The sequence below is a fragment of the Arthrobacter rhizophilus genome, assembly GCF_026241105.1.
GTDB lineage: Bacteria > Actinomycetota > Actinomycetes > Actinomycetales > Micrococcaceae > Arthrobacter.
In genome coordinates, this window is record NZ_JAPFFT010000011.1 from 36976 (window position 1) to 51398 (window position 14423).

Consider the following 14423-nt stretch of genomic DNA (forward strand, 5'->3'; position numbering starts at 1 on the left):
TCCCTCTCGCCGCGTTCCGCTAGAGCCCGGCGGCCGCGATGACGGCCCGCTTGGTCAGGACCTCAGCCAGGTGGCGGCGGTAGGCCGCGTCCCCATTGAGGTCGCTGGCAGGATCGGTCCCTTCGGCAGCGTGTGCGCTCGCGGTGGCGATCGCTTCCCGGGTCAGCGGGGCACCCACCAGTGCCTGTTCGACGGCGGCGGCCCGCACGGGCGTGCTGGCCATGTTGGTCAGACCGATCCGGGCCTCGGCGATGGTGCCGCCCTCCACCCGGACCATCGCGGCCACCGCGACGATGGACCATTGCTGGGCCACCCGGGTGAATTTCTCATAGTGCGCACCCCATCCGGTGTACTTCGGCACCCGAATATGGGTGAGGATCTCGCCGTCGTCGACGGCGGTGGTGAAGTAGCCCCGGAAGAAGTCCGCCGCTGCCACCCGGCGCTCTCCGTTCGGACCTGCCAGGATGAACGTCGCGTCCGCGGCCAGCACCGGCGCTGGCATGTCTCCCGCCGGGTCGGCGTGCACGAGAGCGCCGCCGAACGTGCCCCGGTGGCGGACCTGCGGATCCGCGACCGTCGCCGCCGCCTTGGCCAGCAACGGCACATGCTCGGCAATCAGCGGGTCGTTGGCGATCTGATGGTGCGTCGTCATGGCTCCGATCAGCAGGGCATCGCCGTCGTCGCGCACCCCGGACAGCTCACCGATCCGGCCCAGATCAACCACCATCGCCGGGTCGGCAAGGCGCAGTTTCATCACGGGGATCAGGCTTTGACCCCCGGCCAGCAGCTTCACGTCGTCGCCAGCGTCGGCCAGCGCGCCCAGCGCCTCCGCCACGGTAGCGGGCGCGGAGTAATCGAATGCGCTCGGAATCATTGCACACCTCCGGTCATTTTGGCTTCTTCAAGGGCGGCCCACACGCGCGACGGCGAACAGGGCATTTTGATGTCCTTCACGCCCAGATGCCGCACTGCGTCCAGCACACCGTTGACAATGGCGGGCGTCGAGGCGATGGTTCCCGCCTCCCCGACTCCCTTGGCCCCCAGCTGGTTGGTGGTCGAAGGGGTCTCGGTGCGCGCCGTCGTGAAGTGCGGAAGATCCGGCGCGCTGGGTACCAGGTAGTCCACAAACGAGCCCGTGACCAGGGTGCCGGCGTCGTCGTGCACGGCCTCCTCATAGAGGGCCTGCGCGATTCCCTGCGCCAGGCCGCCGTGGACCTGGCCTTCCACAATCAGAGGATTGACCACCACCCCGACGTCGTCCACGCAGACGTATTTGCGGATGGTGACCCGACCGGTCTCGGTGTCCACTTCCATGGCGGCCAGATGGGTGCCGTGCGGAAAGGAGAAGTTCTGCGGGTCGTAGGTGGCATCCGAGTCCAGATTGGGCTCAAACCCGTCCGGCAGGTTGTGCCCGGAGAAGGCGGCGAAAGCGATTTCACCGAGAGCCGTGGACTGATCGGTGCCCTTGACACTGAACTTGCCGTCCGCGAACTCGATGTCCTCTTCGCTGGCCTCCATCATGTGTGCGGCCACAATCTTGGCCTTCTCGATCACTTTGTCCGCCGCGGCCAGCACCGCCATGCCGCCGACGGTCAGCGACCGGGAGCCGTAGGTGTCCAGACCCCGCTGGGAGATCTGGGTGTCCCCATGCAGTACCTCGACATTTTCGAACGGCACTCCCAGCCTGTCAGCGACGAGCTGGCTCCACGCGGTTTCGTGGCCCTGGCCGTGGGCAGAGGATCCTGTGACCACCTCGATGTTGCCCGTGGGTAGCACCCGCACTTGGGCGTGCTCCCAGCCGCCGGCGGCGTAGCTGAGCGCGCCGAGCACCCGGGACGGAGCCAAGCCGCACATTTCGGTGAAAGTGGAGATGCCGATGCCGAGTTGGACGGGATCGTTGCTTTCGCGGCGCCGCGCCTGCTCGGCCCGGAGCTCGTCGTAGCCAAAGAGCTCCAGAGCCTTCGCAGTGGCCGCCTCGTAGTTGCCGCTGTCGTATTCGAGCCCGGCGACGGTTGTGAAGGGGAATTCTTCGTGCTTGATCCAGTTCTTTTCCCGCACCGCCAAGGGATCCACGCCGAGTTCGACGGCGAGTTCGTCCATCAAGCGCTCGATCGCAAAGGTTGCTTCCGGTCGGCCTGCGCCGCGGTAGGCATCGGTCCACGCCTTGTTGGTGAAGAGGTTGGTGCATTCGAACCGATAGGCCGGGAACTTGTAGATGGAGTTGTACATGAAGGCGCCCAGGATCGGGACCCCGGAAGTGACCAGGCCAAGGTAGGCTCCCATGTCCGCCAGCAGATGCACATCCAGCCCGGTGACGATCCCTTCCTTAGTGGCCGAGAGCTTCACCTTCTGCACCTGGGCACGGCCGTGGTGGGCCGCCATGAGGGATTCGCTGCGGGTCTCGGTGTACTTGCATGGTTTGCCGGTGTGCCGGGCCGCAAGCACCGTGATGGCTTCCTCGGGGGTCACCTGCAGTTTTCCGCCGAAGCCGCCGCCGACGTCGGGGGCGATCACGCGCACCTTGCTTTCCGGGATGCCCAAGGTCAGCGCCAGCATGAGCCGCAGAATATGCGGTATCTGGGTGGCCGACCACACGGTGATCTGCTCACCCGTAGGGTCCACCACGGTCGATCGGGGCTCCATGAAGGCCGGGATGAGCCGCTGCTGGTAAAACGTACGCTCAATGAGGACTTCGGCACCGTCGAGCGCCTCGGCGATCGGTTTGCCGGTGCCGGCCTCGCCCGAGTCAAAGACCCAAGTAGCTGATTTGTTGGTGCCCAGGTCCGGGTGGGCCAGCACCTCATCCTTCAAAGCCTCCTCCAGATCCAGGACAACAGGCAACTCCTCATAGCTGACATCGACCAGTTCGACTGCGTCGCGGGCGGCGGCGGCACTGCGGGCAATGATGCAAGCAACCACTTCACCAGCAAAAGCCACGGCATCGACGGCGATTGCCGGGTGAGCTGGGGCCTTTTGGTCCGGCGTTATCGGCCAGGCGTTGGGCAGGCTTCCCTGCTGGGCGGCCACATCGGCTCCGGTAAGCACGGCAACGACGCCGGGTGAAGACTTCGCGGCGGAGGCATCGATCGAAGTGATCTTCGCGTGCGCGAATGGACTGCGCACCATGGCCAGATGCAGCATGCCGGGCAGTGTGATGTTGTCCGTATATCGCGAGCGCCCTGTGATGAGATGGGCATCTTCCTTGCGGAGGCGGGCCCTGCCGACTTCGGTGACGGTCATGCCACACCTGCCGTTTCCGTTTCGTCGCTGTCCGCGGACAGCGTGCTGTTCGAGGAAACCGTGCCGTCCGCAGCGGCCTGGACCGCCGCGACAATGTTCTGGTACCCGGTGCATCGGCAGAGGTTCCCCTCCAGGCCGTCCCGGATTTCCTGCTCGGTGGGGTGCGGGTTTTCGGCCAGCAGGGATGCCGACTGCATGATCATGCCGGGTGTGCAAAAGCCGCATTGCAGCGCATGGCATTGGTGGAAGGCCTGCTGCAGCGGGGCGAGTTTTCCGTCCCGGGCCAGGCCTTCGATGGTGGTGACGCTGTGGCCGTCTGCCTGAACCGCGAACATGGTGCAGGATTTGACGCTGACACCGTCCAGATGGACGGTGCAGGCGCCGCAGTTGGTAGTGTCGCAGCCGATCAATGTGCCGGTCTTGCCAAGCCGTTCGCGCAGGTATTGGACCAGCAGCAATCGTGGCTCGACATTGTCGGTGTAGCTCACATCATCGACTTCGACGGTGATCGTCTTGGAACTCGCCATTGGGATCTCCTGTCGCTTGGAGGACGAGCACGACCGCCCGGCATCCAGTCCTGATGTGACACAGGTTACTCCTCGGAGAAGGCGAGCGCCTTAGGTCGACTTGAGTTCGTACCCCGCATCCTCGTGGTCCGCGTCAGCCGTGGGCTCGTGGTGGATCCGGGCTTCCATGGTGCTCAATCTTCGGCCGCCGCCACCCCAGTGCAAGGCAATGATTTCGGCGGCGATGGAGACGGCTGTTTCCTCCGGCGTACGGGACCCCAAGTCCAGGCCGATCGGGCTTGAGAGCCGGGCCAGCTCGGCCTCCGTAAGGCCCGCCTCGCGCAGCCGTTCCAAGCGGTCGTGGTGCGTGCGCCGGGATCCCATCGCCCCCACATAGGCCACGTCCTGGCGCAGCGCCAACTCCAGCAGCGGCACGTCGAATTTTGGATCATGGGTGAGCACACAGATCACCGTGCGCTGATCCACCTGGCCGGCAGCGATCTGCGCCTGGAGGTAGCGGTGCGGCCATTCCACCACTACCTCGTCCGCCTGCGGGAACCGGGCAGCCGTTGCGAAAACCGCGCGTGCGTCACAGACAGTCACCCGGTAGCCCAGGAAGCTGCCCTGCTTGGCGACGGCTGCGGCAAAGTCAATCGCGCCGAACACCAGCATCCGCGGTTGTGGGGCGAAACTGAGGGCAAATACGCGCATGCCCTCCCCGCGCCGCTGACCGTCCGGTCCATACATCAGGGTGGCGTTGCGGCCCGCGGCCAGCAGGCCTTGGACGTCGTCGCAGACCGCATGGTCGGCACGCTCGCTGCCCAGGGAGCCGACGAACCCCTCCGGGCGGACCACCAAGTGGCGGCCCAGCCATGCCGGATCGGGGTGTTCGATCACGGTGACCACCGACACCGGCCGGCCGGCGCCGACGTCGTCCGCCACCTGCGGCAATTCCGGGAAGATCCTGGTGGAGACCGGCTCAACAAAAATGTCCAGGATTCCGCCGCAGGTCAAGCCAACCTCGAACGCAGCGTCGTCACTGATGCCGTAGCGCTGGAGCACCGGCCGGCCAGATTGGACCACCTTGGTGGCCAGTTCGTAGAGCGCGCCTTCAACGCAGCCGCCGGACACCGAGCCGACCGCACTGCCGTCGGCGTCGACCATCATGGCGGCCCCGGCCGGTCGCGGTGCGGAACGGAAGGTGCGAACCACTGTTCCGAGTCCTACTGTGTGGCCGGCCACTATGGCGGCGACCAGATCGTCCAAGACCTCACGCATTGGCAACCACGTCCAACAACTCCTCGAAGCTCTGCATTGAGTGTCCCCCTATAAAGAAGTCAACGTGCGGCAGCACCGCCCTGATTCCCAGCTGCAGGGGCTGGTACCCAGCTTTGCCCCGGTGCGGGTTGGCCCAAATGATCCGCCTGGCCAAATGGTGCAGCCGTTCGGCCTGGCGTCCCAGCAGTGCCGGGTCGCCGCGCTCCCAGCCGTCACTGGCAATCACGACGACGGCGCCGCGCACCATCACGCGCTGGCCCCAGCGGTCGTTGAACGCACGCATCACCTCTCCAAGCCGGGTTCCACCGGACCAGTCAGGGACGGCGCGGCCGGCGAGGGCCAGGGCATTGTCGGGGTCCGGCACCCTTAGTGCGCTTGTCACCCTGGTCAGACGGGTGCCCAACGTGAACACCTCCACCTGGCGCGGGGCGGCTTCCACTACCCGGTGGGCCAAGCGCAGCAGGCTGTCCGCATAGGGCGCCATCGAGCCCGAAATGTCGATCAACCAGACCATGCGGCGGGGTTTGCGCGGCGCCCGGGCACGGCGCAGCGGCCCCGGTTCCCCGCCGCGCCGCAGTTGGTCGCGCAGGGTTCGCACGCGGTCCACGTCGCCGTGCCGGTCGAGATGCTTGCGCCGGGTCTGCCGGGTGGGCACGCGCACCGGCAGCTCCTCGAACATACGGCGCAGAAGCGCCCGCTCGGTGTCGTCCAGGATGGCGACATCGCGGTGCCGCAGCAGCTCCCGGCGGCTGGCGAGCGCCCGCAACTGTTCCCGCCCACCTTCCGGGCCGCCGTCGTCGTTGTCCAAAGCGGCAGCGCTGACGGTTGTTGCGGAGGCCTCCAGACGTTGGGCGGCAGAATGTTCAACCGCGAACCAGGCCTCAAAGGTCCGCTGGTAAGCGGGCAAATCCTCCGGAGAGGCACACAGAGTGGCCCGCCCGGCCCAGAACACGTCCGAACGGCGGTCCAGCGCGAGCCTGCCAACGGCTTCGACGAAACTGCGCGACCGGTCCGCGGTCACTTTCACGCCGGCCGCGCGCACCGCAGCAGCAAAGGCCAGCAGAATTTCCTCGGCGCTGTGTTCTGGGCTCTGTCCGGCCGGTGGCATGGGCTCAGCCGAGCATCCGGGACAGGGCCGCCGAGACCCGTTCGGTGTCTTCGCGGTACTTGCACAGCGCGCCGATGCTGGCCGCGGCCGAGGCCAGATCAAGCTCGGCCCGGCCGAGCTGATGCAGAGCGCGCGCCCAGTCCAGGGTTTCGGCCACGCCGGGAGGCTTGAGCACGTCGTCGGTGACCCGGATCTGCTGCACCACGCGCACCACCTGCTCGGCAAGGAGCGCGGGCACCTGGGGGAGCCGGGTACGCACGATTTCCACTTCGCGGGCCAGCCCCGGGTGGTCGATCCAGTGGTAGAGGCACCGGCGTTTGAGCGCATCGTGCAGGTCACGGGTCCGGTTGGAAGTGAGCACTACAATCGGCGCAGTGTCCGCTTTGACCGTGCCGAACTCGGGGATGGAGACCTGGTATGTGGAGAGCACTTCCAGCAGGAACGCCTCGAACTCGTCATCGGCCCGGTCGATTTCGTCGATCAGCAACACGGCCGGGCTTTGCTGCAGCGCCTTGAGGATGGGCCGGGCCAGCAGGAACCGTTTGTCGTAAAGCGAGCTTTCCAGCTCGGACACGCTCATTCCCGAGCCGCCGCTGGCCTCCACGCTGCGCAGATGCAGGATTTGGGCAGTGAAGTCCCAGTCATACAGTGCCTGCGCGGCATCGATTCCCTCATAGCACTGCAAGCGGATCAGCGGCAGTCCGAAAGCCTCTGCCAGGGCCTCGGCCAGGGAGGTTTTGCCGGTGCCGGGTTCGCCCTCCAGAAGCAGCGGCCGTTCCATGCTCAGGGCGAGGTAGCCGATGGTGGCCAGGCCCTCATCGGCGAGGTAACCGGTGGCGGCCAGCATTTCGGCCAGCGCTGTGGCGGAGCTGATCGACGTCTGCGTCATGGCACCAGCATAGGGTCACTTGCTGGGGCACGTTCGGCTGGGCTACCCGCCGATGTACGACATCTCGATCTTGTGTGCCGCGGCGGGGTCTTTAGGTGTGTGGGAAACGTCCCGCGGTGTGCGGGCACCGCGCAGTTCCGAGTAGCGGTCCGTGCGGCCGCCCCACAGCGCGGACAACGCCGTCGAAAGCTCGACGTCGGACGCGCCGCCCCTCAGGAGCGCCCTCAGGTCGGTGCCGGCCGTGGCAAAGAGGCAGGTGAACAGCTTGCCATCGGCGGAGAGCCGGGCCCGCGTGCAGCCGTGGCAGAATGCCTGGGTCACGCTGGAAATGACGCCGATTTCGCCGCTACCGTCTGCGTAGCGCCAGCGGTCCGAGGTCTCGCCGGGGTAGTTGGGCACCACTGCCTCCAGCGGGAACACCGCATTGATGCGGGCCAGAATCTCGGCAGAGGGCACCACTTCATCCATTTTCCAGCCGTTGGACGCACCCACGTCCATGTACTCGATGAACCGCAGAATGAACCCGGTTCCCTTGAAGTGGCTTGCCATGGGAAGGACGTCCTGGTCGTTGGTCCCGCGCTTGACCACCATGTTGATCTTCACCGGTCCCAGGCCGACCGCTTGGGCGACGTCCGCGGCGTGCAGGACCTTGGCAACGGGATAGCCGACGTCGTTCATGGCCTGGAAGGTTTCCTCCCGGAGGGAGTCAAGGGACACCGTTACCCGGTTCAGCCCGGCGTCCTTGAGGGCTTGGGCCTTCTGGGCCAGGACCGAGCCGTTCGTAGTCATCGCCAGGTCCGGCGCCAGCCCGTCGGGAGTGCGCAACGAGGCCAGCATCCGGACCAGTTCCTCGATGTCCTTCCGCAGCAGGGGTTCCCCGCCGGTCAGCCGGATCTTCCGCACTCCATGCCCGACGGCGATCGAGGCCAGCCGGGTGATTTCCTCAAACGTGAGCAATTGGTCCCGGGGCATGAAAACGAAATCCCTGCCGAAAATCTCCTTGGGCATGCAATAGACGCAACGGAAATTGCAGCGGTCCGTGACGGAAATCCGCAGGTCCCGCAGGGGCCGGCGGAAGGTGTCGGTGATGGAATTGGAGTCCATGCAGCGCCCTCTCAACGCGGTAGGAGTGCCAAGCGCTTGTGCCTCTCCCAGCGTATGCCCGGTCCCGAGCGCTCACAATGGACGTTTGGCTGAATCGCGGCTGCCCCCGTTCCTAGTGGGCGTCCCTACCTAGAAGCAGCGTCGGCTGCGACTCTCTTGAGCGGTGACGCGGCAGTCGCGTAGACGAAGTCCATCTGTTGGTATAGAGCCAAGGACGGTTGCCTGTTCATGTGATCACAAACTCGGATGCCCCCAACTTTCCGCCCGTCCGCGTTCAGGTACCGGCTCTCAAGAAGACGGAGCCGGGCGCCGTAGCGGTCTCTGATGATGTCGTATGCGGAGTCGATGTGAACGTTGTCCAATAGTGAGTTGCAGTAGCTGGCACAGGCCATGGGGAACAGAAACGCAGAGGCCAAGATGTCCGCTATTTGAAGAACCACGTGCGCGTCGCTGTGTCCAAAGACCGGCGCTTCGATTAGATGAGGGTACGGGTCCCCTCCGCGGCGGAACCGTTGAGTTGTTACGGTGTGGACGCTTGGAACGTTCTTACTCTTCGTCCGGGCATCCAGGATCATCGTTCCTTCGACTTGAGCGGTCCTAAGCTGTGCTTCGAATTGCTCTGCTATTGAGACCACAGCGTCCGAGTAGACCCAGCGCTTAAGCGGCGCCTGCCCTTTAATGAAGATCTCACCGACAATGGACACGCCGTGCTCTTCCAGGAGGTTCATGACCTTGTCCAGAAATCCAATTGCTCTGCGCACTGCTCGGCGCTTGCCGGACCTGATGTCTTTCCGGAGCTCGCTTCCTTTGACTTCGAATCGAATCAGTTCTGAAAGCATCACGGAATCCGAGCCGATTACTGGGTTGAACTCCTTCTTGATTTGAAGGAAGTCCATGATGAGGGTCTTGGCTCTTGTGTGGTTCACTACCAAGCCTGCGATCACGAGCACCGGCGGATCTGTGGGTGTCCTAAGGGGTTGCTCGTCGCCTGATTCATCGATGTAGCAGACCAACATTTATAACGCCCCCGGTAGATACAACTACAGCCACCCCTTGCGGAGTGGCTGTAGGACTTGCCGCATAGTATGCGGCGGATGCTTGTGCCTCATCAGTATCTCCTAACCGCGCGCGCCCCCGCAAGTCCTCCTTGGTTTGGCCCTGTACCTGTTGGGACGGGCCGCTGTGCGCTGGGGTGAGTGTCATCTGGCAGCCGTGCGCCGACTCTCTGGCGTGGTCTACATGGCGTCGTGATCGCGTGCGGAGAGGGCAAGCCAGTAGGCCGAGCCATCTGGCGTGCGGTTTACGACGCCGTAGTCCACCAGGCGTCGCCTGAGCATCGGCACGTCGTCCGTGAGCCCGGCCAGGCGTTCGTTCAGCTCTCGCTCCGCCACACGCTCGCTGGAGCTTAGGATGCGCGCGGCTACCAATGCGAGAAGCTCGAGTCGGTCTGCCTCCCGCGCGGGATAGCGGTCGATGCGGCCGTCCGCCGTCGAGAAGCGCTCGACGCCGGACCGGCGGGGCGCGGGCGAAAGGCTCGCCAGCGCGTCTCGGAAGGCATGTTCGCGAATGCGGTAGCGGATGCTGCCTTCGGTCTCAGCCACCTCGACGAGCCCCGCTTCGGTCAGGAGCCCGAGCGCCCGTGCGAGTTTCGCTTGCGAGAGTTTTCCTGGCGTGAACGAGCCGCCCGGGGTCTCGCCAATGCTGATCTCAGCAAAGACCCTCCGAGCCTCGCCGTTCGCCAATGCCGCGAGGAGGCGCCGCGCATCCGGCGTCGTCAATGGGTCACTCCCCATGGGCCCAGCATAGGCACAGTAGGCAACGAATCGGCGCGGCCAAGGGAGAGATTGTTTGTGACCTCACGGCCGGCCCAGCCTGCAATTACCAACTCAGACAAAGAGAGACATACTCCGGTCCGAAGGCCGGGGTGTAAGCGATGTCGAGGCCCATTCGTAAAGGCTGTCTCGACTCATCACATCCTGACTTGGAAGGCGCCTTGGAGGTGGCTTTTCCTCTGGTTGCCGCCCTCGGCCCACGACGACACCTGAGGGTGATTCAAGCGTTCTCGCGGGGATCAAACCGATAAGCGCGTCCGCTGGCGCGGAACGCATGCTCATCATGACCGGCTGGAACGACCGATGCCCTTTCGTCTGGACCAAGACCCAGGAACAGATCCACGCGAAAGTCAACCGTCCCACAATTTCAGAAACGCGACACTAGATCCGAAGGACCCCCCATGCGGGCCTCCGGCCTGGCTCATTCATATTGCTTCCGGGATGCCGAATCGCCTCGCAACGAGTACGCGAATGGCCCAGACTAAAGGCTGATCTTCTAGCTCAACGCCCTTGTCCCCGTAAATTACGCCCGTTTCGCTGCCCACAGCATCGATATCAAAAAGCCTGAGGATCTCGCTTAGCCAGCGGTCCCCGGATACCGGCTGGTTGCTTCCTATGGATTCCCTGATTGTAGAGGACGGTATTTCAGTACTTCTGCGGCAGTGCGACGGAAGGCGTAGTGGAGGCGCCGACGTTGTAGGTCGACAGTGTTGAGGACATGACCGAGTTGAATACCTGAGCCTGCGAAATCCCATAGATGTCGCCCTGCGGGTGCTGGACGTTCACAAGCACAACGTATTGCGGGTCTTCCATCGGGGCCATGCCCACCAACGAAGCGGTGTAACCGTTAAGTCCTTTCCCGTCCGCTGTCGCCGTCTCCGCCGTGCCGGTTTTCGCGCCGACACGGTACCCGGGAACTTTCACGTCCTGGACTTCACCGGCGGTCACGACACTCTCGAGAATGTCCTTGAGTGACTTATCGGTTTCCGGGGTCAGGACCCGCACTCCGGAGTCCCGTTCGGTAGGTGTTGCTTTGCCGTTGGCGTCGGTGGTGGACTCGATGAGTTGCGGCTTGAGTCTGACGCCACCGTTGGCGATGGTTTGATAGACCATCGCGGTCTGCAAAGGGGTTTGGGCAACTCCTTGGCCGAACAGCACTGTGTACTGTTGACGGACGTCCCATTTATTGGGGGAGGCGAGTATGCCTGTTGATTCGCCGGGGAGTGGTATTCCTGTTTTCTCCCCGATTCCGAACTTTCTCAGGTAGTCGTAGCGCTGCTGGGCTGTCAGGTCCTTGCCTACCATGACGGTGCCTGTGTTGAGGGAGTAGCCAAGTACACCGGCGAAAGTCATGTGCAGTGTCCCGTGTCTAAACGAGTCGTCGAAGGGCTGACCGTCGATGGTGTAGCTCGGGGGAATCTCCAATTGCGTCAGGGGCTGTACCTTGCCCTCCTGGAGGGCCGCGGCCGCGGTGACTGACTTCTCCGTCGATCCAGGTTCAAGGGCCGCAGTCACGGACCGCACGCCCCGGTCCTCAGGTTTGCTGGCCCCGGGATTGTTGGGGTCCATGGGCGAGGTTTCGGCCATGGCGCGGATCTTACCGGTCTTGGCCTCCACGATAACGATGTTGGCCCAGTCAGCGTGGAGCTGGGCCGCGGAGTCCGAGATCGCTTTCTGCGCAAAGTACTGAAGATCGCTGTTGATGGTCAGCTGAACGTTCTTGCCGTTGACCGGCTTCACCTGTTCGATGGGGGCTACGGGGATGAGAATCCCGTCGGCGCCCGTCTCGAACTGACGCTTGCCGGGTGTTCCGGTGAGCTGATCGTTCAGGGTTTGTTCGACGCCGGCAGCGCCCTGCATCCGGTCGTCGACAAACCCCACGAGGTTCCCCGCAACCGCGCCAAGGGGGTACTCGCGCTTCTGCACCGCATTGGATGACACACCGGGAAACCTCAGGTCAGCCACCCGCTGTTCCACGTCGGGTGTGACGGCTCGGGCGACGTATGCGAATTTGCCTTCCCCGCTGAGGACCTTCTTAACGGCAGACACATCGAGGCCAAGAATCCGGGCCAGCTCGGTGATTCCCTGATCGCGGGTGACATGGCGAACTGACCTGTCAGGCAAAGGGGTATCGAAGGTATCGAAGGCCGAGCTCCGGCTGGGGTCCGTCACGATGTCATAGGTCAGTATCGTCCGGGCGAGAACCTGGCCGCGCTCATCGAGAATCTCACCCCTCGTGAAGGGGATATCCTGCGAAACAGTTCGTTTCATCTGCGCTGCAGCACTCACAGCCGGTCCATCAATGACTTGGACCCATACCAGGCGACCTACAAGGAGGGCGAAGACCGAGAAAAATACGATCATTCCAGCCCTCAAACGCCGCGCCCCACGCTTTGCGGCATCATTCTTCTGAGACATCGCTACCGGGCCCCATCCATTTCCCTCGGTATCAACCTGACAATCTTACGCAAGCACTCACAGGAGCTCGGTCTTGAGCGAGAACTGTCGCCTGACACACTTGTTCCTGGCCGGACGGCTTCCAATGCTCCGCCCCTCTTTAGGTGACTGCATGGAATCAAGCAACCGCATCGGACGCAGCTTTTGCCATCTCAGTCAATTTGGTTCGCAACGAATCAAGGGAAGATTGATTCTCTGCCAGAGTGGCACGGATCGCATCGTCGACGGACTTTTTCCACTGTGTCCTGACACCGGTTTCAATCGAGCAATTGAACATGATCGTTGCCGATTCCTTCTCTTCAGCAGACGGGGCATACTCCGATCCAGGCACGGCAGGGATGATGTTCACTCCATGGCTTGAGACGGGGTCGTTCGCAGGAGGTCTGGGCGGCTGGCTTCCCAGCGGAACACCGAAGTCCACTCCCCAGGGGGCCACCCTGTTAGGTGCTGTGGATGAGACCGGGAACTTGTGTTGCGCCATGCAGTCATAGACCGCGCCGCTGGATGCTTTGAAGCTGCTTTCCCCGGCATCATTGATCGCCTTAATAATCTTCACGCCAATATCGGCATACGTCGCAAGGACATCATGGCTGCCGGGAAGCTTGGCTTGAACCTTGTCCCCGCACTCCTTGGCCACTGCGAGAAAGGCCGGATCCGAAACAACGACCCGAGTGTCCAAACCTTTGGCGTTTCGACCGTACCCGAGCGCCTTGGCGTCGTCTTTTGTTTCAAACCAGGGGCTGCGGGTTACATCGTCAAACATCGCCTTGAAGTCAAGGTTCGGTGGAATTGTCCGGAATTTGTTGGCCTTTTGAGCCGGGAGAACTGCGACGAACTCCGGGAAGCCATTGTCTGCTAAACAGCGGTAGTTGAGTTCAGTGACGGAGGCGTTCAGCGTGAGCACTTCGTCGGACAGATAGCTCATATGTAGATGCTCCACAGCGGTAGGGCCCTGAGGCCCGCCGGGCGGATTTTGCCGGAGCCGGGGGTGCACCCGGTCAATAGGCCGAGTACCCCCAATGCGAGAATTGCCGTCCGAGACTTCATTTTCAATTCTGATCTCCCCAAGAGTAACCAACCGTTTTGTACCCGTCTGCGCACAGCGAAGGGGCGCCCGTTGAAGGCGCCCCCCATTGCTGATAGGTCAGCAAACATCCGAATACTGGCTGCCTACGTCTCGATTGTCGGAGTCGCGGTAGATGTACCCCTGAATCCTGACGCAAGTCGATCCTGGCGCGTACACCTGGGGGCTGTGTTCGGCTCCATTTGCTCCCCAACCGGTCGGTCCGCCGTAGGTAGCCCAGTCCGTGAGCCTTGTGATGGCGGGATTGTAGTGGTACCCATTGGCCCACCCGTAGATGTTGGTCCAGTTGGTCAAGCAGTCGGACCGGGACGAGAACATCCCCTGTACGGTCGCGATGCCCCGAGCACCGGAGTATTGGTCATTGAGCGACCAGGACTTGATCTCGTAAGAGTTGATGTAACAGCCGGTCGTTGTTGGGTCGGACCCTGTCTTCCCCTCGTCGGCAAACGCCGCTGATCCGACAAGCATCGACCCGGCAAGAAGAGTAGTAACCCCCAAAGCGACCGAGGCTCTACGGTTGATGTTCTTCAATCTAACTCCCCTAATAGTGAAGCGTTTCTGCAGGAAACTTCAGTGCTCCTGTGTTTGTCCGGCAGGTTGAAGTCAAGTAACCCGCCTTGAGTCCGAGCCAATTCACACCCCCTCCCATGCCAGGCACCCTGTATGTGTCACGAGTTTCCGAAACGTGACACCAACACGGCAAGAAACTTCCGAAACCCGTGATCGCCGATTGCCAAGGTCGGGGGGTGAGCTTGCGACTGTGAGGAATCTGCATTCAAGGTCCGGGACCTGCTCGACTGCTGTCGAATCATGCCCGGTTCGCTTGTTGAAGTTCGCCGGTCTTACATTCCGGACGACGAGGTCGCCATCATGGACGACGTACACGAGCCTGGTCTAAGCGTTGAAGATCGCGGAATATTCAGTC

At 63.0% G+C, this 14423-nt stretch carries 11 protein-coding genes; all 11 read right to left on the reverse strand.

Features of this window, described 5'->3' with window-relative positions:
- Positions 1–19: 19 nt before the first annotated feature.
- Positions 20–874 (reverse strand): FAD binding domain-containing protein, encoded by an 855-nt coding sequence (locus OOZ51_RS11140; RefSeq protein ID WP_265979594.1) that lies wholly within the window; start codon positions 872–874, stop codon positions 20–22.
- A complete protein-coding gene (locus OOZ51_RS11145; RefSeq protein WP_265979595.1) occupies positions 871–3240 on the reverse strand; it encodes a xanthine dehydrogenase family protein molybdopterin-binding subunit in 2370 nt (789 codons plus the stop codon). The genes OOZ51_RS11140 and OOZ51_RS11145 overlap by 4 nt, the downstream gene beginning before the upstream one ends.
- A complete protein-coding gene (locus OOZ51_RS11150; protein ID WP_265979596.1) occupies positions 3237–3767 on the reverse strand; it encodes a (2Fe-2S)-binding protein in 531 nt (176 codons plus the stop codon). The genes OOZ51_RS11145 and OOZ51_RS11150 overlap by 4 nt, the downstream gene beginning before the upstream one ends.
- A gap of 90 nt (positions 3768–3857) precedes the next feature.
- A complete protein-coding gene (locus OOZ51_RS11155) occupies positions 3858–5024 on the reverse strand; it encodes an XdhC family protein (RefSeq protein ID WP_265979597.1) in 1167 nt (388 codons plus the stop codon).
- Positions 5017–6132, reverse strand: coding sequence for a vWA domain-containing protein (locus OOZ51_RS11160; protein WP_265979598.1), 1116 nt, complete (start codon positions 6130–6132; stop codon positions 5017–5019). The genes OOZ51_RS11155 and OOZ51_RS11160 overlap by 8 nt, the downstream gene beginning before the upstream one ends.
- A gap of 4 nt (positions 6133–6136) precedes the next feature.
- Positions 6137–7021: an AAA family ATPase gene (locus OOZ51_RS11165; RefSeq protein WP_265979599.1), complete on the reverse strand. Its 885-nt coding sequence runs from the start codon at positions 7019–7021 to the stop codon at positions 6137–6139.
- 42 nt (positions 7022–7063) lie between these two features.
- Positions 7064–8125 (reverse strand): GTP 3',8-cyclase MoaA, encoded by a 1062-nt coding sequence (gene moaA / locus OOZ51_RS11170; protein ID WP_265979601.1) that lies wholly within the window; start codon positions 8123–8125, stop codon positions 7064–7066.
- Between the two features lie 125 nt (positions 8126–8250).
- Positions 8251–9141, reverse strand: coding sequence for a DUF3800 domain-containing protein (locus tag OOZ51_RS11175; protein ID WP_265979603.1), 891 nt, complete (start codon positions 9139–9141; stop codon positions 8251–8253).
- Positions 9142–9360: 219 nt separating this feature from the next.
- Positions 9361–9918 (reverse strand): DUF2087 domain-containing protein, encoded by a 558-nt coding sequence (locus OOZ51_RS11180; RefSeq protein ID WP_265979605.1) that lies wholly within the window; start codon positions 9916–9918, stop codon positions 9361–9363.
- Between the two features lie 684 nt (positions 9919–10602).
- Positions 10603–12321 carry a peptidoglycan D,D-transpeptidase FtsI family protein gene (locus OOZ51_RS11185; RefSeq protein ID WP_265979607.1) on the reverse strand — a complete coding sequence of 573 codons (1719 nt, stop codon included), beginning with the start codon at positions 12319–12321 and terminating at the stop codon, positions 10603–10605.
- A gap of 211 nt (positions 12322–12532) precedes the next feature.
- Complete coding sequence (locus OOZ51_RS11190; protein WP_265979609.1) at positions 12533–13339, reverse strand: hypothetical protein; 807 nt, start codon at positions 13337–13339, stop codon at positions 12533–12535.
- Between the last annotated feature and the right edge of the window lie 1084 nt (positions 13340–14423).

Bases quoted from the DNA above. Each gene is read 5' to 3' on its own strand.
- OOZ51_RS11140 (WP_265979594.1), bottom strand. From the start codon at position 874: ATGATTCCGAGCGCATTCGATTACTCCGCGCCCGCTACCGTGGCGGAG.
- OOZ51_RS11145 (WP_265979595.1), bottom strand. From the start codon at position 3,240: ATGACCGTCACCGAAGTCGGCAGGGCCCGCCTCCGCAAGGAAGATGCC.
- OOZ51_RS11150 (WP_265979596.1), bottom strand. From the start codon at position 3,767: ATGGCGAGTTCCAAGACGATCACCGTCGAAGTCGATGATGTGAGCTAC.
- OOZ51_RS11155 (WP_265979597.1), bottom strand. From the start codon at position 5,024: ATGCGTGAGGTCTTGGACGATCTGGTCGCCGCCATAGTGGCCGGCCAC.
- OOZ51_RS11160 (WP_265979598.1), bottom strand. From the start codon at position 6,132: ATGCCACCGGCCGGACAGAGCCCAGAACACAGCGCCGAGGAAATTCTG.
- OOZ51_RS11165 (WP_265979599.1), bottom strand. From the start codon at position 7,021: ATGACGCAGACGTCGATCAGCTCCGCCACAGCGCTGGCCGAAATGCTG.
- moaA (WP_265979601.1), bottom strand. From the start codon at position 8,125: ATGGACTCCAATTCCATCACCGACACCTTCCGCCGGCCCCTGCGGGAC.
- OOZ51_RS11175 (WP_265979603.1), bottom strand. From the start codon at position 9,141: ATGTTGGTCTGCTACATCGATGAATCAGGCGACGAGCAACCCCTTAGG.
- OOZ51_RS11180 (WP_265979605.1), bottom strand. From the start codon at position 9,918: ATGGGGAGTGACCCATTGACGACGCCGGATGCGCGGCGCCTCCTCGCG.
- OOZ51_RS11185 (WP_265979607.1), bottom strand. From the start codon at position 12,321: ATGATCGTATTTTTCTCGGTCTTCGCCCTCCTTGTAGGTCGCCTGGTA.
- OOZ51_RS11190 (WP_265979609.1), bottom strand. From the start codon at position 13,339: ATGAGCTATCTGTCCGACGAAGTGCTCACGCTGAACGCCTCCGTCACT.